Origin of the sequence: Acinetobacter sp. YH01005 (assembly GCF_013420465.1) — a bacterium.
GTDB classification, from domain to species: Bacteria; Pseudomonadota; Gammaproteobacteria; order Pseudomonadales; family Moraxellaceae; genus Acinetobacter; species Acinetobacter amyesii.
This window is the reverse complement of sequence record NZ_VOYA01000014.1, coordinates 1-25,994: the sequence shown is the minus strand read 5'-3', so window position 1 is coordinate 25,994 and position 25,994 is coordinate 1. Positions and strand designations below refer to the sequence as shown.

Annotated in this window: 20 protein-coding genes and 1 pseudogene; 11 read left to right on the top strand and 10 right to left on the bottom strand. The window is 41.8% G+C overall.

Annotated features, from left to right (window positions below):
* Nucleotides 1–40: 40 nt before the first annotated feature.
* Nucleotides 41–3,178, bottom strand: a complete 3,138-nt coding sequence (locus tag FTT72_RS10910; protein WP_180011059.1) for an efflux RND transporter permease subunit — start codon at nucleotides 3,176–3,178, stop codon at nucleotides 41–43.
* A complete protein-coding gene (locus FTT72_RS10905) occupies nucleotides 3,178–4,284 on the bottom strand; it encodes an efflux RND transporter periplasmic adaptor subunit (protein ID WP_180178352.1) in 1,107 nt (368 codons plus the stop codon). Before FTT72_RS10905 ends, FTT72_RS10910 begins: the two co-directional genes overlap by 1 nt.
* Before the next feature lie 151 nt (nucleotides 4,285–4,435).
* On the opposite strand from FTT72_RS10905, the gene FTT72_RS10900 reads away from it, so the two are divergent.
* The 4 genes from FTT72_RS10900 (at nucleotide 4,436) to FTT72_RS10885 (ending at nucleotide 10,522) form a co-directional block, all read left to right on the top strand.
* Nucleotides 4,436–5,059, top strand: a complete 624-nt coding sequence (locus FTT72_RS10900; protein WP_180178351.1) for a TetR/AcrR family transcriptional regulator — start codon at nucleotides 4,436–4,438, stop codon at nucleotides 5,057–5,059.
* Between the two features lie 152 nt (nucleotides 5,060–5,211).
* The gene (ppc, locus tag FTT72_RS10895; protein ID WP_180178350.1) at nucleotides 5,212–7,896 is read left to right on the top strand and encodes a phosphoenolpyruvate carboxylase; all 2,685 of its coding nucleotides are present in this window, start codon (nucleotides 5,212–5,214) and stop codon (nucleotides 7,894–7,896) included.
* A 297-nt stretch (nucleotides 7,897–8,193) separates the two neighbouring features.
* Nucleotides 8,194–9,498 carry a solute carrier family 23 protein gene (locus FTT72_RS10890; RefSeq protein ID WP_078191643.1) on the top strand — a complete coding sequence of 435 codons (1,305 nt, stop codon included), beginning with the start codon at nucleotides 8,194–8,196 and terminating at the stop codon, nucleotides 9,496–9,498.
* Between the two features lie 115 nt (nucleotides 9,499–9,613).
* On the top strand, nucleotides 9,614–10,522 hold the full coding sequence (locus FTT72_RS10885; protein ID WP_180178349.1) for a LysR substrate-binding domain-containing protein: 909 nt from the start codon (nucleotides 9,614–9,616) through the stop codon (nucleotides 10,520–10,522).
* Between the two features lie 3 nt (nucleotides 10,523–10,525).
* On the opposite strand, the gene FTT72_RS10880 is transcribed toward FTT72_RS10885, so the two are convergent.
* On the bottom strand, nucleotides 10,526–11,263 hold the full coding sequence (locus tag FTT72_RS10880; RefSeq protein WP_180009544.1) for a sulfite exporter TauE/SafE family protein: 738 nt from the start codon (nucleotides 11,261–11,263) through the stop codon (nucleotides 10,526–10,528).
* 533 nt (nucleotides 11,264–11,796) lie between these two features.
* Here FTT72_RS10880 and FTT72_RS10875 point away from each other — a divergent pair.
* Complete coding sequence (locus FTT72_RS10875; protein WP_180178348.1) at nucleotides 11,797–12,432, top strand: hypothetical protein; 636 nt, start codon at nucleotides 11,797–11,799, stop codon at nucleotides 12,430–12,432.
* A 282-nt stretch (nucleotides 12,433–12,714) separates the two neighbouring features.
* Here the strand turns inward: FTT72_RS10875 and FTT72_RS10870 are convergent, their stop codons facing one another.
* Complete coding sequence (locus FTT72_RS10870) at nucleotides 12,715–13,233, bottom strand: hypothetical protein (RefSeq protein ID WP_257225760.1); 519 nt, start codon at nucleotides 13,231–13,233, stop codon at nucleotides 12,715–12,717.
* A gap of 208 nt (nucleotides 13,234–13,441) precedes the next feature.
* Between FTT72_RS10870 and FTT72_RS10865 the strand changes: the two genes are divergently transcribed.
* From FTT72_RS10865 to FTT72_RS10855, 3 genes are all read left to right on the top strand, one after another.
* Entirely contained in the window at nucleotides 13,442–13,768 is a 327-nt protein-coding gene (locus FTT72_RS10865) for a hypothetical protein (RefSeq protein ID WP_180009701.1), read from the top strand.
* A gap of 97 nt (nucleotides 13,769–13,865) precedes the next feature.
* Nucleotides 13,866–14,111, top strand: coding sequence for a type II toxin-antitoxin system RelB/DinJ family antitoxin (locus FTT72_RS10860; RefSeq protein WP_111885987.1), 246 nt, complete (start codon nucleotides 13,866–13,868; stop codon nucleotides 14,109–14,111).
* A complete protein-coding gene (locus tag FTT72_RS10855) occupies nucleotides 14,101–14,394 on the top strand; it encodes a type II toxin-antitoxin system RelE/ParE family toxin (protein WP_074947749.1) in 294 nt (97 codons plus the stop codon). Before FTT72_RS10860 ends, FTT72_RS10855 begins: the two co-directional genes overlap by 11 nt.
* 89 nt (nucleotides 14,395–14,483) lie before the next feature.
* Here the strand turns inward: FTT72_RS10855 and FTT72_RS10850 are convergent, their stop codons facing one another.
* Complete coding sequence (locus tag FTT72_RS10850) at nucleotides 14,484–14,816, bottom strand: hypothetical protein (protein WP_180009702.1); 333 nt, start codon at nucleotides 14,814–14,816, stop codon at nucleotides 14,484–14,486.
* A 33-nt stretch (nucleotides 14,817–14,849) separates the two neighbouring features.
* Nucleotides 14,850–15,545, bottom strand: a complete 696-nt coding sequence (locus tag FTT72_RS10845) for an EcsC family protein (protein ID WP_180009703.1) — start codon at nucleotides 15,543–15,545, stop codon at nucleotides 14,850–14,852.
* 260 nt (nucleotides 15,546–15,805) lie between these two features.
* Here FTT72_RS10845 and FTT72_RS10840 point away from each other — a divergent pair.
* A pseudogene (locus FTT72_RS10840) lies at nucleotides 15,806–17,132 on the top strand (ISNCY family transposase).
* Between the two features lie 38 nt (nucleotides 17,133–17,170).
* Here FTT72_RS10840 and FTT72_RS10835 read toward each other — a convergent pair.
* The 4 genes from FTT72_RS10835 to ilvD (FTT72_RS10820) all read right to left on the bottom strand — a co-directional run bounded on the left by FTT72_RS10835 (nucleotide 17,171) and on the right by ilvD (FTT72_RS10820) (nucleotide 23,114).
* Nucleotides 17,171–17,458: a chorismate mutase gene (locus tag FTT72_RS10835; RefSeq protein WP_078191648.1), complete on the bottom strand. Its 288-nt coding sequence runs from the start codon at nucleotides 17,456–17,458 to the stop codon at nucleotides 17,171–17,173.
* Nucleotides 17,439–18,761: a hypothetical protein gene (locus tag FTT72_RS10830; RefSeq protein ID WP_180178347.1), complete on the bottom strand. Its 1,323-nt coding sequence runs from the start codon at nucleotides 18,759–18,761 to the stop codon at nucleotides 17,439–17,441. Before FTT72_RS10830 ends, FTT72_RS10835 begins: the two co-directional genes overlap by 20 nt.
* 151 nt (nucleotides 18,762–18,912) lie before the next feature.
* Nucleotides 18,913–20,598 carry a dihydroxy-acid dehydratase gene (ilvD, locus tag FTT72_RS10825; RefSeq protein WP_180009589.1) on the bottom strand — a complete coding sequence of 562 codons (1,686 nt, stop codon included), beginning with the start codon at nucleotides 20,596–20,598 and terminating at the stop codon, nucleotides 18,913–18,915.
* A gap of 686 nt (nucleotides 20,599–21,284) precedes the next feature.
* A complete protein-coding gene (gene ilvD / locus FTT72_RS10820; protein ID WP_180178346.1) occupies nucleotides 21,285–23,114 on the bottom strand; it encodes a dihydroxy-acid dehydratase in 1,830 nt (609 codons plus the stop codon).
* Between the two features lie 437 nt (nucleotides 23,115–23,551).
* Here ilvD (FTT72_RS10820) and fmt point away from each other — a divergent pair, with 437 nt between their 5' ends.
* Both fmt and rsmB read left to right on the top strand, forming a co-directional pair.
* Complete coding sequence (fmt, locus tag FTT72_RS10815) at nucleotides 23,552–24,511, top strand: methionyl-tRNA formyltransferase (protein WP_180178345.1); 960 nt, start codon at nucleotides 23,552–23,554, stop codon at nucleotides 24,509–24,511.
* Nucleotides 24,511–25,818: a 16S rRNA (cytosine(967)-C(5))-methyltransferase RsmB gene (rsmB, locus tag FTT72_RS10810; protein WP_180178344.1), complete on the top strand. Its 1,308-nt coding sequence runs from the start codon at nucleotides 24,511–24,513 to the stop codon at nucleotides 25,816–25,818. The genes fmt and rsmB overlap by 1 nt, the downstream gene beginning before the upstream one ends.
* The last annotated feature ends 176 nt before the right edge of the window (nucleotides 25,819–25,994 follow it).

Below are 25,994 nucleotides of genomic sequence, written 5' to 3'. Positions count from 1 at the left end.
GAGAAAAATTCAATATTTCGCACCCAATATTATGACACTTTTAAGGATTCTGCTGAGTTTTTTTCACTTTAAACCACTGTGCATATAACGCAGGTAAAAAGAACAAGGTCAGCAGGGTCGCCACGATCAATCCACCCATAATCGCCACGGCCATTGGACCGAAGAAAATACTGCGAGAAAGTGGAATCATCGCCAATACAGCGGCCAATGCAGTCAACACAATGGGACGGCAACGACGTACCGTCGCATTGATAATCGCATCCCAAGCCGACTCCCCGGACTGAATATCTTGTTCAATCTGATCAATCAAAATCAGTGAATTGCGCATAATCATTCCTGACAGTGCAATCGTGCCGAGCATCGCCACAAAACCAAAGGGTTTATTGAACAACAACAGGAATAACACCACGCCAATAATGCCCAAAGGTGCAGTTAAAAATACGATCATCGCCCGTGACATGCTGCGTAATTGAATCATCAACAAAGTCATGACAACTGCGAGAAATAATGGCATGCCCGCATTTACAGAAGTTTGACCTCGTGCTGACTCTTCCACAGTGCCGCCTACTTCGAGTAGATAACCATTCGGCATCTCTGCACGTAGCTGATCAAATGAATCTTTTAACTCACCCACCACCGTTGCAGGTTGCAATTTACTGCGAATATCCGCGCGCACAGTAATGGTCGGTAAACGGTTACGATGCCAAATCAAACCTTCTTCAAAGCTATACTCAATTTTCGCAATCTGCGCCAATGGCACTGAACCACCATTGCTGGTCGGTACTGCCAAACTGCTGAGCGAACCGACATCCAATCGCTCCGCTTGATCACCACGCATCCGAATTTCAATCAGCTCTCGTTTCTCACGATACTGATTAATCACTGCACCACTGATTGAACTATTCAGGAAATTGGACAGATCTAGACTGGAAACCCCCATTTGACGTGCGCGATCTTGGTCGATGTCCAGTTTAATGACTTTGCTTGGCTCACCCCAATCCAAATGCACGTTGGTAGTGTTCGGGTTTTGACTGACTTTTGCAGACACACGTTGTGCCCACTCACGCACCAAGCTCAGATCTTCACCCGACACGCGGAACTGCAATGGATAACCCACAGGTGGACCATTTTCTAAAAGTGAAACCCGAGTACGTACTTCAGGTAAAAGCTTACGAATTTCTTCTGCTAATGACTGACGGATCTCATTGCGATCATCTAAAGATGAAGCCAATACCACAAACTGAGCAAAACTGGCTTGGGGTAACTGCTGATCTAGAGGTAAATAAAACCGCGGCGAACCTGTCCCCACATAAGCCACAAAATTATCAATGCCTTGTTTTTTCGACAAGAACGCTTCGACTTTTTTTACGGCCGCTTCTGTGGCTTTCAGAGATGCACCTTCTTCAAGCTTTAAATCCACTAAAATTTCAGCACGGTTTGACGGTGGGAAGAACTGCTGTGGTACGGTTTTAAACATTAAAATCGATAAAACAAAGATGCCAACCGTCGCGGCAATCACCGTTTTCCGATAGGTCACACAAGTATCGACCCACCCACGGAAACGTTGATAAAACGGCGACTGATAAGGATCGTGATGTTCGCCGGCATGATGCACCATCGGCTGAGGTTCAGGTTGTTTGCGCAAACGTGCCCACAGGCGCTGATACCATGGGGCTTTTTGTACCAAATCTTTGTTGAAGTCGGGTAGTAATTTATCCCCCAAATAGGGTACAAACAGCACTGCTGCAAACCATGACACCACCAATGCAATAGTGACCACTTGGAAAATCGAGCGAGTGTATTCCCCTGTGCTCGATGCGGCTGTGGCAATCGGCAAAAAGCCTGCCGCAGTAATCAGTGTTCCTGTCAGCATTGGAAATGCAGTCGTCCGCCATGCATGTCCGGCGGCTTGTAATCGGCTATAGCCCTGCTCCATTTTGATCGCCATCATTTCGACAGCAATAATCGCATCATCCACCAATAAACCGAGTGCGAGAATCAATGCTCCTAAAGAAATCTTGTGCAAACCGACATCAAACATCTGCATACCGGCAAAGGTCATTGCCAAGACCAAGGGAATGGAAAATGCTACAACCAGTCCCGTACGGAAACCCAAAGAGAAGAAGCTTACCAACAGAACGATAATCACGGCTTCAGCGAGGACTTTCATAAACTCATTGACGCTGCGCTTCACGGCTACAGGCTGATCCGACACTTTTTTTAGTTCCATGCCCAAGGGCAAGGTTTTTTGCAAGCGGGCAAATTCTGTTTCAAGGTTTTTACCCAAAGCCAGAATGTCGCCACCTTTACGCATCGACACGGCAATGCCTAAACCATTTTCACCCATAAAACGCATACGCGGCTGTGGTGGATCACTAAAGCCCCGATGTACATCTGCTACATCACCCAATTGAATGGTTCGACCATTCACCAATAAAGGCATCTGACGCAGTTCATCAATGTTTTGTAAATTGCCGCTGACACGCACTTGAATCCGGTCTGAATTGGTTTCAAAAAAGCCGGCACTGGCAACTGTGTTTTGCTGCTGCAAGGCTTGTTGAATCGCCGTCACAGGTATGCCCATTTGCGTAGCTTTGGTGTTGGAAATTTCAATCCAAACTTTTTGATCTTGTAGACCAATCAAATCCACTTTCGCAACGTCTTTGACTCGTTGTAACTGGAGCTGTAAACGGTCGGCATATTCCTTCATGGTGGCATAGTCAAAGTCTTTGCCGGTGAGCACATAGATATTACCGAAGGTGTCACCAAACTCATCATTAAAGAAAGGACCTTGCACACCAGATGGTAATTGATGGCGAATATCATTGACCTTTTTACGCACGGTGTACCAAACATCGGGGACTTGCTGCGAACGTAAACTGTCCTTGGCTACAAAGGTCACCATGGATTCACCCGGACGTGAATATGCCATAATGCGTTCATACTGCCCCGTGGTCATCAGTTCTTTTTCAATCCGATCGGTGACCTGTAGCGAAACTTCTTTGGCTGTTGCACCAGGCCAATAGGTCTGAATCACCATGACTTTAAAGGTAAATGGCGGGTCTTCACTCTGCGACAATTTGGAATAAGAAAATATCCCAACGATGCCCAGCAGAATCATAAAATAAAGGATTAATCCTTTATTTTTCAATGCCCACTCAGACAAGTTAAAATTCATTATTTAACTCCTGCCTGAATGTGTACCGCTCGATTTTCACGATCAACAGGTTGTATTTTTTGTTTTTCGTGGAGCAAATGCACGCCGCCAACCACCACAAAATCCCCTGCTTGCAAACCACTGAGTACGGGCACGCTATCACGTCCATATTCGCCTAAACTTACTGGAACTTTACGTACCGTATTATCTGCATTGACCACCATCACATACGCCTGCTGACCACTCGCAGACACACTCGATAACGGCACATGCAAAACATTCTGCTGTGCTTTGGTTAAAAATACCCGTGCACTTTGCCCCAGTTGAATGGCGCTATTGCCTTCACGTAATGCCACTTTGACACTATAAGTACGAGACTGATCGGCAGCAGGACTAATTTCACGTACATAGCCTGCAAATTTTTCCTGTGGTTTCGACCACAAGGTAACCCATGCATCCTGCCCTGTTTTAATTTCAGCAACAGCCTGTTCAGGCACACCAATGACCACGTCACGTTCACCTGCAATCGCCAATTGAAAAGCTGGTTGTCCTGCTGCAATCACTTGACCAATCTCAATATTACGTTCAGTAATGACCCCATTTTTATTGGCAATTAATTGGTTATAACCGGTCTGATTACGACTCACATCATAATTGGATTGCGCTTGCTTTAAGTTCGACTGTGCCGCTTTATATTGGTTTTCCACCGCATCGTACTGCGAACGACTCACAGCATTGACTGGCAATAATTGCTTAAAGCGTTTTAGTTCATCTTCAGCAATCTGTGCAGCGGAACGCGCACTTTCAAGCTGTGCTTGTGCTGCATTCAGTTGCAACTGTGCATCTTTGACGTCTAATTTTGCCAAGACTTGCCCGACTCGGACTTGGTCTCCAACATCGACATAGCGCTCAGTGATTTGACCGCCAACCCGAAAAGCTAAAGCTGTTTGCTGGCGTGCTTGTACATTGCCCGCATAACTTTTTTGTTCAAAATGTGTGGCGCCCGGCTGAGTTACCATCACAAATGGCACTTCCTGTTCCGTTTGGGCTTTATCCTTGCTGCATCCCCATAAGGTCACACTGCAAACGATAATCATGCTGACAACTGTGGTCTTAATCGTACTCATGAAGTTCGCTCTTAATAAAAAGTCTTTTTTAGGGCAGAATATTATTCAATTAATTTGGTTATTTTTTAATTAATAAACCATGCGGTACATTAATTAGATTAATTATCCGAAATCAATGACCTTTTCGCCTTTTTTGGAATTTTTTCAGCAAATGAATGTCGGCCGCCCGAAAGACTTAGAAAAACGACAACGGATTTTAGAGTCTGCAAAACAATTATTTTTAGAAATGGGCTATCACGGTTGCAGCATGAATCAGATTGCGCAACATGCAGGGGTCACCAAACTGACGGTCTATAACCATTTTCAGGGCAAAGCCACTTTATTTACCAGTGCAATTGAAGACACCTGTGAATATATTTTGAATACCCGCCCGCGACATCTGCACAGCGAAAGTCATTTTATGCAGGCTTTCGTTGAAATTTGTGAGTTGGGGCTGAACATCATGAATTTGCCTGAAGCCATTAAACTGGATTTATTACTTTTGGAGTTGGCTGCCGAACACAGTCCTTTGGTGGAACAGTTTTTCCGTGCCTCACATTTAAAAATGCGCCAAGTCTGGGAAAACTTTTTTCAAGATGCAGCAGCTTTAAATTTCATTCAGCAGGATCACCCTGCCCGACAAACTGAACTGATTGTGTCGCTACTGATGGGACTACGCCATCAAGAGGTTTTATTGGGCATGCGCCCAGTACCTGAAGCAGCAGAGCGGCAAGCCATTATTCACTCTGCCATCGAAATCTTTATGCTGAAATATCAACTCAGCACGCAGAGCTAAGCATTTTCTGAAATATTTCAACGCTAAACTGAAACAAATGGCATAGCTATTGCTCATTTACCTAGAAAAGTCATCCGACTTTTGTCTGTACCCCCTTTTGCCACAGCACTTTCGGGGTATAGTCGAGACAGGAATACACGGAGAAATAACCAATGATTCAACAAATTGATGCTCCATTACGTGAAGACGTGCGCTTACTGGGCAATTTATTGGGTGAAACCCTAAAGCAGCATGCAGGACAAGATTTGTTTAATCAGGTAGAGCAAATTCGTGCTTTGTCTAAAGGCGCGCGCGATGGACAAGTTGAAGCTGAAAAACAGTTAGAACAATTATTTTTAAATTTAAAAGATGAAGAAATTCTGCCACTGACCCGTGCATTTACGCACTTTCTCAACTTTGCCAATATTGCCGAACAGTACAATGTTGTGCGTAGCCGTCGCCAAAGTGAGTTTGATGAGCAGGCACCCTCACCGAATCCACTGGATCATTTATTTGAAAAATTTAAAAGCAATAACATCAGTGCAGAACAACTGTTCCAACAAATCTGTGAATTAAAAATTGAACTGGTCCTGACTGCACATCCAACTGAAGTCAGCCGCCGTACCTTGATCCAGAAATATGATGGGATTAATGATTGCCTGTTTAAAATGGATCAACAAAAACTTACGCCACGCGAACGCAAAGCCGTACTGGATGATTTAAAACAACTGATTTGCTCGGCATGGCAAACAGATGAAATTCGTCAACATCGCCCGACGCCTGTCGACGAAGCCAAATGGGGTTTCACAACCATCGAACAGACCTTGTGGAATGCTGTACCCAAATTCATGCGTGAATTGGATGGCATGGTTCAAGATCATTGTGGCAAGACGTTGCCTTTAAATGTTTCCCCTGTGCGCTTTGCATCTTGGATGGGCGGTGACCGTGATGGCAACCCAAACGTCACCCATAACATTACTCAAGAAGTGCTTTGGCTTTCACGTTGGAAAGCTGCCGACCTGTATTTACGCGATATGGAAGACCTGCGTTGGGAACTCTCTATTCAAGAATGTAGTAAAGAGCTTAGTGATGCCTTAGGCCATTTCCACCCTGAACCCTATCGTGAATACCTGCGTGATGCGCGTGAACGCCTCAAAGCGACGCGTAACTGGTTGGCACTGAAACTCCGTGGCGAAGATGCTGATGACAGTCAAGTCATTAAAAGCCGACATGAGCTGCTCGATCCACTATTGGTTTGCTACCGTTCACTGATTGACAGCGGTTTACCTGAAATTGCCAATGGTCAGTTACTCGACTTTATTCATCGAGTGAATTGTTTCGGTATCGAATTACTCAAATTAGATATTCGTCAGGAATCCACACGTCATCGCCAAGCGATTTCTGCCATTACTGAATATTTAGGTTTAGGCAATTTTGAAACATGGACGGAGCAAGCCCGTCAAAACTTCTTGATTCAGGAACTGCAAAGCAAACGTCCACTGCTACCGAAGTTTTTAAATGAGCCAAAACAAAGCCTGATTGAACATCCGGATGTACAAGAAGTCTTTGCAACCATGCGGACTTTGGCAGAGCAACCACCTGAAAGTTTAGGGGCTTATATTATTTCCATGGCAGAGCATCCGAGTGATGTCTTGGCCGTATTGTTACTGCAAAAAGAAGCGGGCATCAAACAAGCGCTACGCGTTGTGCCACTGTTTGAAACTTTAAAAGATTTGGATGGTGCCGCCCGTACCATGAATACCCTATTCAATATGCATTGGTATAAGCAGCATATTCAGGGTAAACACGAGGTGATGATTGGCTATTCAGACTCAGCCAAAGATGCGGGCTTTATGTCGGCAAACTGGGCGCAGTATCGTGCACAGGAAGAATTAACCGCAGTTGCGAAAAAACATGATATACAACTGACATTATTCCATGGCCGTGGCGGTTCAATCAGCCGTGGTGGTGCGCCGACACAGCAAGCCCTATTTTCACAGCCACCAGGTTCGATTTCAGGTGCAATCCGTGTCACAGAACAAGGGGAAATGATTCGCTTCAAGTTTGGATTAGAAGGCATTGCCTTACAAAACTTAGAAATTTACACCGCAGCGACCTTAGAAGCGACCTTATTACCACCGCCTGAACCGAAACAGGAATGGCGTCAGCTCATGCACAGCATGACGGATCTGTCGGTACAGGTGTATCGTCAAACCGTGCGTGAAAATTCGCATTTTGTAAAATACCTACGGACTGTAACGCCAGAACTGGAACTACAAATGTTACCGCTCGGATCACGCCCAGCCAAACGTAAAGTTAGCGGTGGAATTGAGTCATTACGTGCGATTCCTTGGGTGTTCGCATGGACGCAAATCCGTTTGATGCTACCTGCTTGGCTCGGTACTGGTGCTGCGATTAATCAAGTGATTGATCAAGGTCAAAAGCAGACACTCGAAGAAATGTTAGAGCAATGGCCGTATTTCCAAACCCTGATTGATATGTTGGAAATGGTCTTGTCCAAAGCCGATGGTCATGTGGCGCTGTATTATGAGTCTCATCTGACTGATGACGCAGACCTCAAACAGTTGGGCGAAGAGTTACGTCAGCGTTTACGTGATGCGGTACAAACGCTATTAGCACTCAAAGGTGAATCGAAATTACTCAGCAGTAACGATGTGCTCGACCAATCCATGAAGGTGCGTAAGCCTTATTTATTGCCGCTACATTTACTACAAGCCGAGCTAATGAAACGCCGCCGTGCATACCTTGCCGAGCGTCAAGCTGAAAATACCCCAGTCGACCATGCGTTGATGGTCAGCATCGCGGGTATTGCGGCAGGTTTGCGTAACACTGGCTAAATCTTCCAAGTTTTCAAAAAGCACACAGAACCGTGTGCTTTTTTTTTGACCAGTCATATTGGTTTTAATTTATTTTGGAATATATAAAATAAGAAAAATTTATGAAGTATTGACTCTTATCCTATTTGATTAATTGCATGATTTAATGCCTTTTTTACACCCTTAAAACTTTTACCATTTGGTAAATTTACATGTAAAGTCATGTAATTAGTTTGAACAAAATATTTTTAAAAGAGATTAAATCTTCTAAAAAACAAGAGTATGATGTGCACAATTTATCTATTGAGTGCTCATTTTATGTCCAATTGGTTTCCCAAATGGCGCCCGTACGAAGGCAATATTGATGCACGTCCTGTAGGTACAAATGAGTACCTACCTCCGGTGCAAAGTGTTGTATTGGGGATACAACATGCCTTTGCAATGTTTGGTGCAACGGTCCTTGCGCCATTTTTGATGGGCTTTGATGCCAATCTTGCAATTTTAATGTCGGGCATCTGTACCATCTTGTTCTTCTTTATGACTGGTGGTCGTGTACCAAGTTATTTGGGCTCAAGCTTTGCCTTTATTGGTGTGGTCATTGCCGCAACAGGTTATGCAGCGTCAGGTACTGGCGCGCCAAATGCCAATATCGCGATGGCTGCTGGCGGGATTATGGCCTGCGGTATTTTATATGCCATTTTTGGTTTTATCGTGATGGCAACGGGTACCCGTTGGATTGAAAAACTCATGCCACCTGTCGTTACAGGTGCAGTGGTGATGATCATTGGTCTCAACCTTGCTCCAGTGACCATTAAAGGGGTTGCCGGTAATAACTTTAATATGTGGATGGCTTTAGTAACCGTACTATGTATGGGTTCAATTGCTGTGTTCACCAAAGGTTTATTACAACGTCTATTACTCTTAGTTGGCCTTCTACTCGCTTACTTGGTGTATTACATCATTTCCAATGTCATGGGTCATGGCACACCAATCAATTTCGTTCCCGTACAAGAAGCGGCTTGGTTTGGTGTTCCGCACTTCCATTCACCCGTGTTTGACTTCAATGCCATGCTCATCATTGCACCGATTGCTTTGATTTTGGTGGCTGAAAACTTAGGTCACATTAAAGCTGTGGGCGCGATGACAGGCGAAAATCTTGATCCGCACATTGGTAAAGCCTTCGTTGCAGATGGTGTTGCAACCACACTTTCAGGCGGTGTCGGCGGTCCGGGTATGACCACTTATGGCGAAAATATTGGTGTGATGGCAGTAACGCGTGTTTACTCGACCATCGTGTTTGTATTTGCAGGTGTATTCGCCATCTTCCTTGGTCTTTCTCCAAAGTTTGGTGCGATTATTCATACCATTCCGCAAGCCATTTTGACAGGTGCATCGATTGTTGTATTTGGTCTAATTACCATTGCAGGTGCGAAAATTTGGATTGAAAACAAAGTTGATTTTTCAAAAAACAAAAACCTGATGGTGGCAGCAGTCACGATTATTTTAGGTACAGGTGACTTTGCACTTCAATTCGGTAACTTCAACTTAGGTGGTATTGGTACTGCTACATTTGCAGCGCTGATTTTGAATTGGTTCTTTAGCTTGGGCGATAAATCAGAATAAGCCTCCAAAGCATTTAAAAAAGAATACAACATTCATTTGAAAAGCGGCCGAAAGGTCGCTTTTTTTTATAGCTGCTCTTTCGGTAAGATAAGGCATTAGCTAAGGAATACACCATATGCGACTGGATTTGTTCGACCTTCAATTGGTGCTGCACATTGTAGACAGCGGCAGTCTGACCAAAGGCGCTGCTCGTTCTGCCATCTCGCTACAAGCAGCCAGTGAACGGATTAAAAAACTCGAACAGCATTACCGCACGGCTCTGTTCACTCGCCAAGCCAAAGGGGTCAAACTGACTCTTGCCGGTCAAACCTTGGTTGAACATGCGCAGCGCATCTTAGGTGAGGGGCAACAATTAGAACACGCTATGCGGCCCTTTGCCCATGGGCTAAGTTCCAATATGACCTTATGGTGTAATTCATCTGCACAAAGTGAATATTTACCGGTCTTGCTACCGCGCTATTTGCTAGAAAATCCCAACACACAAATTGAGCTGCATGAAGCCGAGTCTAAAGACATCATTGCAGCGATAGAGCAAGGTAATGCACAACTGGGCTTAATTTCTGGTTTCTTTAAATCCGAACAACTACAGACACTTGAGTTTGCAGATGATCCTTTGGTTCTGATCTGCCCTATAACCCATGAATTGGCCTCGATATCTAGCGTCAAACCCGCAGAGATTTTAAATTATTCCTTTGTCGGTTTGATGCAATATCATTCCTTGCAACAATCGATCGAGGCTCAAGCCAAATTATTCGGCTGTGAAATTCAGTATCGGCTACGTTTGCCGAACTTTGCCGCGATCGCGCAAGTGGTGGCGAATGGTGTGGGCATTGCCATCATACCAAAACGTGCGGCCCAACGATTAATAAGTTTGTATGCCTTTGCACAAGTTGAGCTCAGCGGTGACTGGGCCAATCGAAAATTGCTCCTCACCGCACGTAATTTTGATGATTTACCCTTAAATTATCAGCATTTTAGTCAGTTTTTACTGTCACAAAAATCTACTTTAGATGGCCAAGTCTAGGCTTTAAATCACGCCAAACTGGTGCAGCATCATATAGCCACCGAGGGCAATCAACCCGATAAAAAACACCTTACGGAATTTTTGTTCTGGAATGCGGTAACGGATTTTTTTCCCTGCCCACATACCAATGAGCGCAGGAACCAGTGCCATGGCTGACATGGCATAATCAATCGGAAGATCTTCCACAGGATTTTGCTGTAAGAACACTGCCAAACAAATAGTCGACGTGGTAAAGGCCAAACCGAGTGACTGTACGAGATCATCGCGTTTCAGTTGCAAACCTTGCAAATATGGCACCACAGGGATCACCACCACACCTGTCGCAACAGTCAGCGCTCCACCAAGATAACCGATCATTGGAGATAGCCATTTTTCATGTGGTGCAAAGTTCGGCAAGCTTTTGGCACAAAGCCCATACAGTCCGTATAGTGCCAACATGCCCCCCAGTAAAGCTTCACTTTTAAATTCACCATGTCCTAAAGTTGGAAAAATACTCCAAATTGAACCGACGATAATCCCAAGTAACAAGGGCCAAAAGCGTTGAATTAGGCGCAATACCTGCCCTTCAGCAAATAGTTGCCAAAAGTTGGTGACCATAGATGGAATGATTAATAATGTGGCTGCCTGAAATGGACTGATCACAATGGTAAGTAAGCCCATCGATACCGCAGGCAGGCCTAACCCAATCGTGCCTTTAATCAGACCTGCAATTGCAAAAACTGTGATGACGAACCAAATCATGGCGAAACTCGCTGAAGAATTGGTTCTATGCTATGCAATTCAGGCGCTTTGAAAAATCAGTGTTTTTGGAATAGAGCCTCAATAAAAAGTTGAGGCTAGGTTATAGCGTCTAAAGCAGATAGCGTAGATGGGCTAAACAAACTCTTCTGATTTTGAATAAGTTATAAGCGTATTGGTTGAATAGTAATATAAAAACCGTTCCAATATGCTGTTTACTGGAACGGTTTTCAATAAGATATTGATACTTATAGTAAAATTTCAAGAATTTCGTATAACGTGTATTATGTTAATTTTAGAAATATTCAATAATCGATTGTTATATACCTAAAAATTCGCAATAAAATTATGTCTATCTAGCTTCAGTTGACAATCAATTAATAATTTTATAGGCTAATATTCATGGTCTTGTCCTCCATGAGTAGAACCTACCGATATCGGGACTAATTTCATCTTAAAAATAGCTTTTCTATACGTATGATTACCCTGAAATAATGGTTCACTGGGAAAAAATCTTACGGTTTATAGGAATAGTTATGCCTCAAGAAAACTCAAAGAAGCGTCTAGCTTTATTTTCAGAAAAAGCCTATTTACTAATTAAAAAGTTTGAATCTTTAGGATTTAACTTAGGTCTTTCTCATGCCCATAATTTGATAGCTCTATACTATGGGTTTGAAAGTAAAAGACTTTTAAACCTATATGTTAATAAGAAAAATCTTCTCGAAAAAGATTTAAAACGCTCTCTCTCTATTGAAAAAATATTTGTATATAAATCACATCTGACTGCTATTGATTGGTCAGAATTATCAATTGATAGGATCACGAAAATGCTAAATGACACTTTAAATACTAATTTTTATATTGTGCTTCCAGACGATGTACATTCTTTGGAGAGTAAGAATCTAGAAGTATATTTTAATGATACTCAAGATTTAGTTATGAAGTATAAAGAGGATTATCATGATATTAACTATGTTAATTCAGTACTTGGAAAAAATGAGTTCCCACTGTCAGATATAAAATCGGCAGCGTATGTACAAGAGTATCTTACTAGCTGCAAAGATGACGCCAAAGATGACTACTCAGTAATATGCTACGGTGAAACTAGATTTAATACCTCAAATAAAGCACAAATGAAGGAACTGGATAATTTATTATCTAATTTAGACTGACTATATCAATTGAAAAAGCCTAGACCGAAGTCTAGGCTTTAAATTTTAAAAAAATACATAAAAATTAATTATATACCTCAATTTTTCAACTTCGTATAACGTGTATTATGTTAATTTTAGGAAAACTTACAAAATGTATATGTTAAAGATTATTGTTTGGGTGATCCTCATTTTAGTAATCTTATTGGGAATACAATGGATGTTTCATGGCTTTCCAACAGGAAATTAATATTAAGCATTTATAAAAAAATTCATAAATTAGACTTAAGGTAAACATAATAATTAAGGCTTATCTAGATAGCCTAACATCTTAATGTCATGCTTATTACTCTTGAAAGCATCTATGTCTTTAAAGGAATTTTCTGAAATAGCTTCAATACTGGGTGTTATATTACTTGAAGAAATGTAATATAAATTATTAAATTTTTTAATAAAAATTTTTATAGAAGTTTCATTATTTCCCATAACTAAAGAGTTTGTATACTTCATTTTTGCATACTTATTTCCATATTTAGCGTAGATATAATAATCACTATATTTATTGATTTTAGTATTTCTATAATCTTGAATCTGAGCATCCTTATATAAAAATAAATACGTATTTGTCTGACCAATATGTTTACTTGGCTCATAACCATCTAGTAAATAACCATATGTATTTATTATTATTTTTAAATTATCTTTCCTTATATCTTCATCTAAGTCAATACTGATCTGAGTTTCATATTTCTTTTCAAAATTAGCAGCTATTACCATAATTAGGCCTATAAGGATGATAAAAATTCCAATTTTTTTCTTCAATTTACGTTATTCCTATGATCATTAAATTGATTTTGGAATGCTGTTTCTATTAATACACCATTGATAAATTTTTTCATGGGTAGAGCAGGTGGAGAAAATAGTGGCACACCACGAGTTGCAGCAAAACCATCAGTCACAGTGGTAACTAATAAACGAGGCGATGTGGTTACAGTATCGCATGGGAAAATTGATGGTAAGGGAAAATAAAATGAATGAACTTTTAGAATTTGTACAGAACTATTCGAGATCCACAGAAACTCATTACCACTATGCTGAATTTACGAAAAATGTTGAAAATATTTACGATGGTTTTAAAGATAATTTCCCTATAGAAATGCAGGAGCAATTAGGTACTTTAATTTTCGATATGGAAGTAATAAATGGGTTAGCTTTATGCGATTGGGATTTAGCTAACAGACCAACTGAATGGAATGATTGGAATACTGATTATAAAGAAGATGCTGATAATTTAAAGAAACAACTTGTGAGTATCTTAACTGGGGTACAAAAAGAATATATAAGAATTTTAGACTAATTTTCTCTCCATTTAACATAATGGCGATTATACGAACTAGCCATGTAATGCAACTTGCATTACAATATTCCTATGCATTCAATAAATAGGAAAAATAATGGCTACTGTTAACTTCAGGGTCGATGAAGCCCTTAAAGAAAAATCTTATTCAGTTCTAAGAGAACAAGGTATTGCACCTACTGAGTTTTTTACAAATGTCCTTGAATACATTGCAGCGACTGGGAAACTCCCTGTACAAAAAGCCTTACTCTCAGAAGAGGATACCGAGCTATTAGCGATTGTTCGTAAACGTATTAATGATCCTAAAGAAATGTTTGAGGAAATTACTTTAGATGACTTATAAGCTTTTACGTCATAAGGACTTCACAGCTGAATGGGAAAAGCTTCCTAGTGCTATTAGAGATCAATTTAAGAAAAAACTTGCCAAGGTCATAGAGCAGCCGCATATTCCAAAGAATATGCTTAGAGGTGATCTTGCAGGTTGCTACAAAATTAAATTATTAAAGGCTGGAGTCCGACTAGTTTATCAAGTTAAAGATGATCAGGTAGTTATCTTGCTCATTACGGTTGGGAAACGAGCTGACAGCATAGTTTATGACGAAGCGAAAAAGCGCATTAAAGACTAAAAATGGGAGCTTAGAGCTCCCATTTTTGACTTCGCATAACGTGTATTATGTTAATTTTAGAAGAACTAAAACACCATTGTTGAATAGTCTTAATACCCTCTAAATAATGAATCAATAGCACGCCGCTGTTCTTCAGCATCCTTATGCTCCTCTAAAGCCAACCTCTTTCTCATGTGCTCAAGTGAGCTTTTAGTACTATCATCTACAAAACGTTGTGCGGCAGAACGATTTTTTAATGATAATGCTAAAATAGCTAATGCTCTTGATGTCCCACCTTCATGTTGCCCTATATAATCAATTAACCTTTCTGCTGGAAGGCTTTGAAACTTTCGCCATGCCTCATATTGTTGTTCTTTCATTTTTTCCTGCATAGCTTGACCTGCACCTTTTGCAAGACTAGAAACACTATTCCAAAACCCCATTTTCACTCTCCTAGAACGTATGAACTTATAAAATTAAGAATTTATAGATTCTGTTTGCATTTTTCTAAAAAACTCTTCTTTATATCTTTTCTGAATTTCACTTGATGCATATTTAGCAAATGCAAAATTAATACCCCCACCCAAGATACCACCAACAACAGGAATAAATTTTGCGGCTTGTTTAGTTGTCATTTTGGGTGCTAATTTTGATGCAACGACCATGATCAGTTTAAGAACTGGATTTGATTTTGCTCCAGATTTTCCTGCAATTTGAGCAGCCCTATTCATCATAGCTTGCACACCTGCAACAGCAGCTTTATCAAATCCCAATGAAAATAAATAAATTTCTCTGGCTAGTTCTGCATCATGTGGATTATTAGGATCAAAGCCATTCAAATATGCAACTCTTTGATTCAGCCTATACAATTGCGCTGCCATATTTACAATATCAACGCCACCAATGGTTACCATTGTTGCTACACCACCAACTCCAGAAGCTAGTCCAGTTATTGCACTATTTCTTGCTGCATAGTTACCATATGAGCTAGAAATATCTTCAATTCGTCGATAATTTTTACAAATAATCTCTGTTGTAAAGTCTTCTATTTTCGCAATAGGTAACCCTTTAGACTGTGCATCTTTAACAATATCACTAGGATCTACTGAAATAACTTCAGAAAGTTTATTTAAGAATTTTGTGGGTAATTGAGTAGTACTATCGAAATCCATATTTTTTTAAAGCTTATTAAATTAATTATCAATATAATAAATTAAACATTATATTTTTTATCAAGTTATAAAAAATATTTATCTATAATTTGACACTAAATTTAAAAGGTTTTCTATTCTATTTAACATAATAGAGGTTATACGAAATGCTTTTGTAAGCCCAAAGTAGAAATGTCCGGTTTCTCCAAAGTAAAAATGTCCGCTTTTAGAATATGCGCTTTTGCGATTATCGAAGCGGACGGTTTGATATGTTGGTGTCTATGTCGGATAAAGAACTTAAACGATTGTCGGTCTTGCAAGAAATCTGCGATCAACGCATAACTCAACCTCAGGCTGCTCAGCTACTTCATATCTCAGAACGTCAGATCAGACGCTTACTGCAGAAATACAAAGCTCAAGGTCCCGCTGCATTAGCCCATGCCGCTCGTGGCCAAATCAGCAATTCTAAACTTCCTGAAGAACTCAGACTTAAGTGTCTCAATATTGTTTCAGATCAACTTTATGGTTTCGGACCCACTTTAGCGCATGAAAAGCTCACCACTGTTCATGGATTTGATATTTCAGTGGAAACACTACGTTCTTGGATGATTGCAGCCGATTTATGGATCCCTCGCTGCAAGCGCCTGAAACGACCATATCAGCCTCGTTATAACCGAGATTGTTATGGTGAATTGATCCAAATTGATGGCTCACACCATGATTGGTTTGAAGGCCGTTCTGCCAAGTGCTGCCTACTGGTATTTATCGATGATGCCACAGGAAAATTGCAGCATTTACGCTTCTGTGCGTCAGAGTCAGCCTTTGACTATATGATTTCGACACGTTTATATATCGAACAGCATGGTAAGCCATTGGCATTTTACAGTGACAAACATTCAGTTTTTAGGGTGAATCAAAGTAGCAAGAAAGACACCAAGATTACCCAGTTTGGACGTGTTCTGAGCACTCTCAATATCGATATCATTTTTGCTAACTCCCCTCAAGCCAAAGGTCGTGTAGAACGAGCGAATAGAACACTTCAGGATCGTCTGATTAAGGAGATGCGTCTAGAAGGCATCAAGTTCAATTGCAGATGCCAATAAGTGGCTGCCGTGCTTTATTGAGCAATTTAATCGTAAATTCGCCAAGATGGCTTTTAATTCCAAGGATCTACATCGGCCTATCGCTGAAACAGCCGAAGAATTAGATGATGTTTTTACCTGGCGTGAACCCCGCAGGGTCACGAACAGCTTGACGATTACTTATGATAAATGCGTATATATCTTGGAAAACAGCGAAGAAAATCAAAGATTGGGCGGCAAGTATCTTGAGTTCCTGGAATATCCGGATGGTACTGTAGCCATTGAATATCAGGGAAGAAAAATCAATTACAGCATCTTTGATAAATTAAGTCAGCTCAACCAGAGAGAGATCGTTGAGAATAAACGTTTGGGTTCTGTGCTGGCACATATTCAACAACAGCATGAACAACTGGAACACCAAAACAAACGCAATCGTTCTCAAAAGATGCCACGTAGACAAGCACAGAAAACAGCGATTGAACAACGAAATCTAAATCCTGTGCTTGACTTGGAAATGTCCATATAGGACATTTCTACTTGGGAATAACATCAAATCCGCCCTAACTATGGTCGAATCTCTTTCAACTCACGTTGAATAAAATGCTGAATCATATCGCGGTATAAACGTTCCACAATATCTGCATTTACACCGTGCTCTGTGGCTTGTAGACGAATTTTACTAATCACCGCTTCGACACGTTCTGGTGATTGAACATCCTGTACTGAACGCTTAAAACGCACCGCTTGATCGACATAAAACTGACGTGCAGCAATGAGCTCAATAATTCCCTGATCAATCACATCAATCTGTGCGCGGGCTTGCTCTAATGACTCAACTTTTTCTTTCTTCATCTTCTCTGGCTTCACTTTCAGCGGTGTTTTCACTTTTATACTTCTCTTCTAACACATTACTGAAAATACTTTCAATCATCCAAACGCGATATAAACTATTAAATACATAGCTTTGACCTGCAATACGTAATTCTAAAACAGGAAAATCGGGCTGTGACTTCATCTCACAGTGCATATCATTTTCTTTTAATTTTTCAGCAATATCCTCAGTGATCAGTTCAGAAATCTCTAACTCATACTGTAAAGCCTGAAAATGTGCTTTGAAGGATAAATCACGCCCTTTGGTCCATACAGCCTCCAAAATGCGATACATCGCATCAATACGCTGCTCTTCGGGCGCACTGTAGTAAAGCTGTGACATAGCTAATGTCGCAGCTTCTGTAGGCCGGCAAAATGGCGTGAACTTAACTTCGGTCCGTTTAGACAGACGTGTTGCCAAACTCCAGTCAAACAGATCACGACCGTGATACGACAATGGATACACATTCAACTGAATATTATAATAATCCGCCAATTCTTCACGAATATAAGCCAATAATAACCATGATATCGGATCTTCCATCGCGATATAGAGATCAAGCTCAGGATCAAGTCCCTGAATTTCATTTAACTCTTCTGCATCACTGATCAGGTGCTCACGCCATTCAATATGATTGATCATAAAGATCGGATTATCTGTCAGGAGTTTTTGTTGTTTTAAACGGCGTGTTAAACGCAGTAAATCATCTACAGCATGGTACTTACGTTCACCAAACTCAAAATACCCCGTCAAAATTGCTAAGTCAGAAAAAATCCGTTCTGGAAAATCTTGCGCTTTATGATGACGGCTGGCCATCGCGTACAGTGTTCTCAGCTTGCCATACTGTTTTTGCCAGAGCATGTGGAATACATCTTCAAGTAAATAGAGAAAGTCTTGGCCGCGTAATGGGGTATTTTTTAGAATAATTTCGGCTTGTTCTAAAGCTTCAGCGGTAGGCTGTTCAGGTGTTTCATGGAAACTAAAACGATGCTGCCGCGCTAAAATTTGGGCATCATTCAGACAATATTGTTGCCATTCTATCGAGGACATTTGATTAGGAGGTTCAGCACTCTGACGACAAATAATCACTTTTAGTGGTTTAATTTCATCACTGAGAATTTCTTCTAATTGAGGCAGTTGCTGCGCAGCCAAATAGCTATAAACATCATCCAGTCGAAGATAAACACTCAGACCTTGTTCCGTGGGTAACACCGCTTGTCGGGTCGGTTTCTGATAAAACCAACTCGATCGGATTGGATCGAACCAACGGCGTAACAGTGACATGCGTTTTTTGCCTCAAAATGATGAATTGTACCGAACCTGCCAGCACATGCTTAAAATTCAACTTCTATTATGAAGCTGTTTTAAATGAGATATAAGCCTTGTGCAAAACTTATATCAAGTCAGGGCTGAATGTTCAATGTTTAACAATGGATTAGACGTCTAGATTTAGGTCAGTCACCGCACCTTTTTCCGCACCAGAGGTCAACTTGGCAAATTTAGCCAAAGCGCCGTGGGTATAGTTTGGTTTCGGTTTGACCCAGGCCGCGCGACGTGCAGCAATTTCATCCTCAGCCACATGCCAAGTCATTTCACGGGTTTCAGCGTTAATTGAAATTTTATCGCCGTTTTTAACCAAGCCAATTGGGCCTCCTTCATAGGCTTCTGGTGTCACATGCCCAATCACAAAACCATGGCTGCCGCCCGAGAAACGCCCATCAGTCAACAGTGCAACAGATTGGCCTAGACCTTTACCAATAATCGCTGAAGTCGGTTTTAACATTTCCGGCATACCCGGCCCGCCTTTTGGCCCAACACCGCGGATCACCACCACTTCACCTTCTTGTACTTCGCCATCTAAAATACCGCGCATGGCACCCTGCTCACCCTCAAATACCCGCGCAGGCCCCTCAAAATACAGCCCTTCTTTACCGGTAATTTTAGCCACTGCACCCGTCGGCGACAAATTTCCTTTGAGTACCACCAAATGTGAATCCTTTTTAATTGGCGCATCAAACGGCAAAATAATTTGCTGTCCTTCAGGATAATCCTCTACATCGGCTAAGTTTTCCGCCAAAGTTTTGCCCGTAACGGTGAGGCAAGAACCGTCGAGCATGCCGGCATCCAGCATGCGTTTCATGAGCGGCTGAATGCCGCCAATGGCAATCAGTTCCGACATTAAATATTTACCCGATGGGCGCACATCGGCCACCACAGGAATATCTTTGCCAATACGCACAAAATCATCCAAAGACAGTTCCACGCCTGCGGTATGCGCCATGGCAATCAAATGCAGTACGCCATTGGTTGAACCGCCTAAAGCAATCAGCACTTTAATCGAGTTTTCAAAAGCGGCTTTGGTCATAATGTCGCGCGGCTTAATATCGAGACGCAGCAGGTTCATCACGGCTTCACCTGCGCGTTGGCAATCTTCAATTTTATCTGCTGAAACTGCTTCCTGCGCCGATGAACCTGGCAAGCTCATGCCTAAGGCTTCAATCGCTGAAGCCATCGAATTGGCCGTATACATACCGCCGCACGAACCCGGCCCCGGCAGCGCGACTTCTTCAATCTGCTTCACTTGAATTTCATTGATTTCGCCTTTGGCGTGCTGACCGACTGCTTCAAATACCGAAATCATATCGGTATGCCCTGCTCCGGGTTTGATGGTGCCACCATAAATAAACAGGCTCGGACGGTTTAATCGCGCCAAACCCATGATACAGCCTGGCATATTCTTGTCGCAGCCGCCTATGGCAATTACGCCATCATAGGCCTGACAGCCCAACACAGCTTCAATGGAATCGGCAATGATTTCCCGCGATAGCAATGAATACTTCATGCCTTCTGTACCGTTGGAAATGCCGTCAGAAATGGTGATGGTATTGAAAATAATGCCTTTCCCGCCTGCAGCATTCACCCCACTTTCAGCTTCACGCGCCAAGCCATCAATATGCATATTACACGGCGTGACATTGGCCCAAGTCGAAGCAATACCAATAAATGGGCGTTTAAAGTCTGCATCTTGGAAGCCCGTGGCACGCATCATGGAACGTGCAGGCGCATTCTCTATGCCTTCATAAACAGGAGCAGAATGTTCGCGGATATTATTTTTACTCATTGTTGTTCCTTGGCGATGGCTGATTTTGGCTTCAGCTTTGGCGGGTTCTTTTAAATTTATTGTATAGAAAGCGCTCGGCATGTAAAAGAAATTACATCTCAACAAAAAAGATTTTTAGCGCATGCAATACCATTCAATCACATGACAAAACGACATGGATGTCGCTGTTTTCCTGTATGGCAGGGATGCCATATCAGGAGAACAAAAGATTTTTGTTACTTTTGATCTTTCAAAAGTAAGGGATTGCCTACACAAAGCCATATAAATTATAGCTACTATTCGAGGCTGTCTTTTTAGAATTTTAATGACATCCACTAATTATTAAATTTTATTTATTTGCTTCAAGAAACATTATTTTTAATCAGATTAAGAAATCTATAACTTAGAATTATTGTCCCATTATTTCATTTAAAAGCTGATTACAGCGGAGTCTTACCTCTATAAAAGCTAATTTTCGGAGCTCGTATGTTACTTTTGTTTCGGCAAAAGTAACCAAAACCATTTGTCATCCGCAAAACTCGGCAACTGTTTGCAACTAAAAAAATGATCGCAGAAACATTCACTTTTAAATTACCGTTTGCCTCAGACAGTTGCGGATGACATTTCCTCGTATCCAATGCAAGTTATGTAGATGTAAATTAAAAAAGCACCCCATGTGGAGTGCTTTTTAATTAAACATCTAAAGTTTAGATTTCACGTACTGCGCCTTTCGCCGCACTCGTGGTATGCATTGCATACGCTTTCAATGCTTTCGAAATTTTGCGTGGACGCTCTTCAACTGGATGCCAACCTTTGGCTTCTTGCGCTGCACGGCGAGCGGCCATGGTTGCTTCATCAACAGCAAGGTTGATGGTACGGTTTGGAATATCAATTTCGATTAAATCGCCATCTTCCACCAAACCAATTGCACCACCTTCTGCTGCTTCAGGTGAAACGTGACCAATAGACAGGCCTGACGAACCGCCCGAGAAACGACCGTCAGTCAATAATGCACATTCTTTGCCTAGACCTTTCGATTTTAAGTAGCTGGTTGGGTACAACATTTCTTGCATACCCGGACCACCACGTGGGCCTTCATAGCGAATCACAACCACATCACCGGCTTTGATTTCATTGCCCAAGATCGCCTCTACTGCTGAATCTTGGCTTTCAAACACACGTGCAGTACCGTTGAATTTCAAGATTGAATCATCTACACCCGCAGTTTTTACGATACAACCATCGAGCGCAATGTTGCCGTAAAGCACAGCTAAGCCACCGTCTTTCGAGAACGCATGTTCAGCATTACGGATCACGCCATTTTCACGGTCACCATCTAGTCGTTGGTAATATCGATCTTGTGAGAATGCAGTTTGCGTTGGTACACCGCCCGGCGCTGAACGGAAGAATTGGTAAACGTCTTCATTTTCAGTACGGATAATGTCCCATTTATCTAAAGCATCTTTTAAGCTTACTTCGTGAACAGTACCTACAGATGTGTCCAATAAGCCTGCACGGTCTAATTCACCGAGAATGGACATGATACCGCCAGCACGGTGTACATCTTCCATATGCACGTCGTTTTTCGCAGGTGCAACTTTACATAGAACAGGCACTTTGCGAGACAAACGGTCAATGTCGTCCATGGTGAAATCAACACCAGCTTCATTTGCAGCTGCTAATAAATGCAGAACGGTGTTGGTTGACCCACCCATTGCGATGTCCAAAGTCATGGCATTTTCATACGATGCTTTGGTTACCATTTCACGTGGCAATACGCTGTAATCATCTTGTTCGTAGTGACGTTTGGTAATTTCTACGATCAATTGACCAGCTTTTTCAAATAATTTTTTACGGTTGGCATGGGTTGCAAGCGTAGAACCATTACCCGGTAAAGACAGACCCAATGCTTCTGTTAAGCAATTCATTGAGTTTGCAGTGAACATACCTGAGCATGAACCACAAGTTGGGCATGCAGAGCGTTCGTATTCAGCAACTTCTTCATCAGTATAGTTGTCATCTGCAGCCACAATCATGGCATCAATTAAGTCGATGGCTTTGTCGTTACCACGGATTTTAACTTTACCCGCTTCCATTGGACCACCAGAGACAAATACCACTGGAATGTTCAAACGCATTGCCGCCATCAACATCCCTGGAGTAATTTTGTCACAGTTGGAAATACATACCATGGCATCGGCACAGTGTGCGCTCACCATGTATTCAACAGAGTCTGCAATCAAGTCACGTGAAGGCAATGAATACAGCATGCCGTCATGGCCCATCGCAATACCGTCATCGACTGCGATGGTGTTAAATTCTTTAGCAACACCGCCTGCTTGCTCAATTTGACGCGCCACAAGTTGACCAAGGTCTTTAAGATGAACGTGACCCGGTACAAATTGGGTAAATGAGTTCACGACAGCAATAATTGGTTTACCGAAGTCTTCATCTTTCATACCAGTTGCACGCCATAAGCCGCGCGCACCCGCCATATTTCTTCCGTGTGTCGATGTTTTTGAACGATAGTCAGGCATTTTATATTTCCAACAAAGTTTGAGCTTGAAATGAACCCTGCAGATTCACTCTGGCTAAATCATACTGACAATGATGTAAAATCAGTCGAATTTTAAACCTATCATACACCAAGCCATTGTTTTTAAAGATGGCTTTTTAAGCTGAGATTTGGGCAGATGGGTCTATAAATAAAACCGAGTGATTTGACGACAAAAATCTTTTAACTGAAATCTACTATACCGCCATCAAAGGCTGCACAATACAAAACTTTCATGAATAATTTTTAAATTTTATATAAATATAATTTATTTAAAAATTGCAAAATTTCTATTTTGGGTTATGAAATCATTGAGCTTGGACAGCTTCAAAGTTGCAAAAATCAATTTCTAATGTTCTAAATTACGCTTTAATCCTTTGCTATAATCCACATATTCAACACAAATTCGGTTCATTCATTTTGAAAATCATCTTTGCCGGTACACCAGAATTTGCCGCAACAGCATTAGCTGCATTGCTCAAAACACAACATGAAATTGTTGCGGTATACACTCAACCTGACCGCAAAGCAGGTCGTGGACAAAAATTAACTGCATCCGCTGTTAAAGTCTTAGCACTTGAACATGATATTCCTGTTTACCAACCCCTTCATTTCAAATCATCGACTGAAGAAGGTTTAGCCGCACAGGCGGAATTAAAAGCCTTAAATGCCGATGTTATGGTGGTTGCAGCCTATGGTTTGATCTTGCCGCAAGTGGTGTTAGATACCCCGAAATATGGCTGTCTGAATATTCATGGTTCATTGCTGCCACGTTGGCGTGGTGCCGCACCGATTCAACGTGCCATCGCTACAGGTGATACTGAAACGGGTGTCACCATTATGAAAATGGCAGCCGGACTCGATACAGGCGACATGATGTATAAAACCATCTGCCCGATTGAAGCAACGGATACCTCTGCAACTTTGCATGACAAACTTGCAGAGCAAGGTGCAACTGCTATTGTTGCCGTTTTAGATACTGAACAAACATTGCAGCAATATCTGGACAGCCGTGAAATCCAAGACGAAGCATTAACGGTTTATGCACATAAGCTTTCAAAAGCTGAAGCAAAAATTGATTGGTCCATCGATGCTGTACAAATCGATCGTAACATTCGCGCCTTTAACCCGTGGCCGGTGGCATTTATTCAGTTGGATGAACAAAACAATTTACGTGTTTGGCATTCTGAACTTTCAAATGCATCTGCACCGAATGCTCAAGCAGGTGAAATCATCGCCATCGACAAAAAAGGCATACACGTTGCTTGCGCCAATGGCAGCGTGATTATTTTGACCTCTTTACAATGGCCGGGTGCTAAACCACTCAACCCTGTACAAATTTTACAAACCCAAAAATTGACTATTGGACAAATTTTATAATGAAGCAATCTCCCAACGCCTCGACCCGAGACCTTAATTTACGTGCTCAGGTAGTGAAGACGTTATTGGCTGTCCAAAATGGTCAATCGCTGCAATCGGTACTCGCGCAGCAAATGAATATTGTGTCTGATAAAGACCGTGCTTTATTCCACGAATTGGTGCTCGGTTGTTTACGTCAATGGTATGCATTGAAACAACTGACTTTACCATTACTGTCTAAACCGGTAGATAACCAAGTGGTTGAAACCTGTTTATACCTTGGTTTGTACCAATTGTTGTGTACCCGTGTCGCAGCTCATGCCGCAATCTCTGAAACGGTAGAGGCTGCAAAACAATTGGGTATGGGCAGTCTAAGTGGCTTAATCAACGCAATTTTGCGCCGCGCAACACGTGAAACAGAACAGTTCTACGACGTACTTGAACAAGCCACCAATTTACCAAGTTGGTTAACCAAACGTTTGAAAAAAGACTGGGGTGAACAATTTGATGAACTCAGCTATGAGCTTAAACAAATTGCGCCACTGACTTTACGTGTCAATACACGCCAAGTGAGCCGTGACGAATACCTCGGTATTTTGGAAGATGAAGGCATCGATGCACATCGCTGTGAACTGTCAAATGTCGGTATTGTGATGGATGAAAGTCTACATATTCCAAGTTTGCCGGGCTTTGAAGCAGGTGGTTTTTCAGTACAAGATGAACATGCTCAGCTGTGTGCAACACTATTACCAAATCTCGATGGTAAATTTGTGATTGATGCTTGTGCTGCGCCGGGTGGAAAAACCGCACACATTTTAGAGACCTTCCAACCGAAGAAACTCATCGCACTGGATCAAGATGAAAAGCGCCTGAAACGTGTGGTTGAAAACCTTGATCGTTTGGATCTCGATGGTAAACATGTCGAAATCCAAACTGCCGATGCTGTCACCTATACTGCGCCTGAACTTGCTGATTGCATCGTGCTCGATGCGCCATGTACTGCTGTCGGCGTAATGCGTCGTCATCCGGACATTCGTTTATTGCGTCAATCGGGCGACATTGCGAAAACCGTTGTGTTACAAAAGCAAATTTTGGAAAACATGTGGAAACAGCTTAAAGTCGGCGGCACCTTGCTTTACATCACTTGCTCGATTTTAAAAGCTGAAAATGAACAGCAAATGGTTGAGTTCTTTGCCAATCATGCCAATGCCCAAGAAATTAAAATTGAAGCAGATTGGGGCGTTGAACAAATCCATGGTCGTCAACTTTTCCCGAAAGTGGGTTATGGTGATGGCTTCTTCTACTGTCGCATTCAAAAAACAGCTTAATCTGCGACGCATGTTGCTTTTAAGCAGCACATAAAAAAAGGAACCCAAGGGTCACTGCTGTCCCACAATTTTTCACAAGAGGAAGCTCATTTGAGCTTCCTCTTGTTTTATGGGTATTTTATCGGGTGAAAATAAAGCTTTTAAAGTTCTTCTTTCAAACAAATTCACTTGAATTA

Coding starts and splice junctions, on each gene's coding strand:
- FTT72_RS10850 (WP_180009702.1), bottom strand. CDS start 14,816: ATGGGGTTTTGGAATAGTGTTTCTAGTCTTGCAAAAGGTGCAGGTCAA.
- ilvD (WP_180178346.1), bottom strand. CDS start 23,114: ATGCCTGACTATCGTTCAAAAACATCGACACACGGAAGAAATATGGCG.
- FTT72_RS10910 (WP_180011059.1), bottom strand. CDS start 3,178: ATGAATTTTAACTTGTCTGAGTGGGCATTGAAAAATAAAGGATTAATC.
- FTT72_RS10900 (WP_180178351.1), top strand. CDS start 4,436: ATGAATGTCGGCCGCCCGAAAGACTTAGAAAAACGACAACGGATTTTA.
- FTT72_RS10860 (WP_111885987.1), top strand. CDS start 13,866: ATGGCTACTGTTAACTTCAGGGTCGATGAAGCCCTTAAAGAAAAATCT.
- FTT72_RS10835 (WP_078191648.1), bottom strand. CDS start 17,458: ATGAAGAAAGAAAAAGTTGAGTCATTAGAGCAAGCCCGCGCACAGATT.
- ppc (WP_180178350.1), top strand. CDS start 5,212: ATGATTCAACAAATTGATGCTCCATTACGTGAAGACGTGCGCTTACTG.
- FTT72_RS10845 (WP_180009703.1), bottom strand. CDS start 15,545: ATGGATTTCGATAGTACTACTCAATTACCCACAAAATTCTTAAATAAA.
- FTT72_RS10865 (WP_180009701.1), top strand. CDS start 13,442: ATGAATGAACTTTTAGAATTTGTACAGAACTATTCGAGATCCACAGAA.
- FTT72_RS10875 (WP_180178348.1), top strand. CDS start 11,797: ATGCCTCAAGAAAACTCAAAGAAGCGTCTAGCTTTATTTTCAGAAAAA.
- FTT72_RS10890 (WP_078191643.1), top strand. CDS start 8,194: ATGTCCAATTGGTTTCCCAAATGGCGCCCGTACGAAGGCAATATTGAT.
- FTT72_RS10855 (WP_074947749.1), top strand. CDS start 14,101: ATGACTTATAAGCTTTTACGTCATAAGGACTTCACAGCTGAATGGGAA.
- ilvD (WP_180009589.1), bottom strand. CDS start 20,598: ATGAGTAAAAATAATATCCGCGAACATTCTGCTCCTGTTTATGAAGGC.
- FTT72_RS10880 (WP_180009544.1), bottom strand. CDS start 11,263: ATGATTTGGTTCGTCATCACAGTTTTTGCAATTGCAGGTCTGATTAAA.
- FTT72_RS10885 (WP_180178349.1), top strand. CDS start 9,614: ATGCGACTGGATTTGTTCGACCTTCAATTGGTGCTGCACATTGTAGAC.
- FTT72_RS10830 (WP_180178347.1), bottom strand. CDS start 18,761: ATGTCACTGTTACGCCGTTGGTTCGATCCAATCCGATCGAGTTGGTTT.
- rsmB (WP_180178344.1), top strand. CDS start 24,511: ATGAAGCAATCTCCCAACGCCTCGACCCGAGACCTTAATTTACGTGCT.
- FTT72_RS10905 (WP_180178352.1), bottom strand. CDS start 4,284: ATGAGTACGATTAAGACCACAGTTGTCAGCATGATTATCGTTTGCAGT.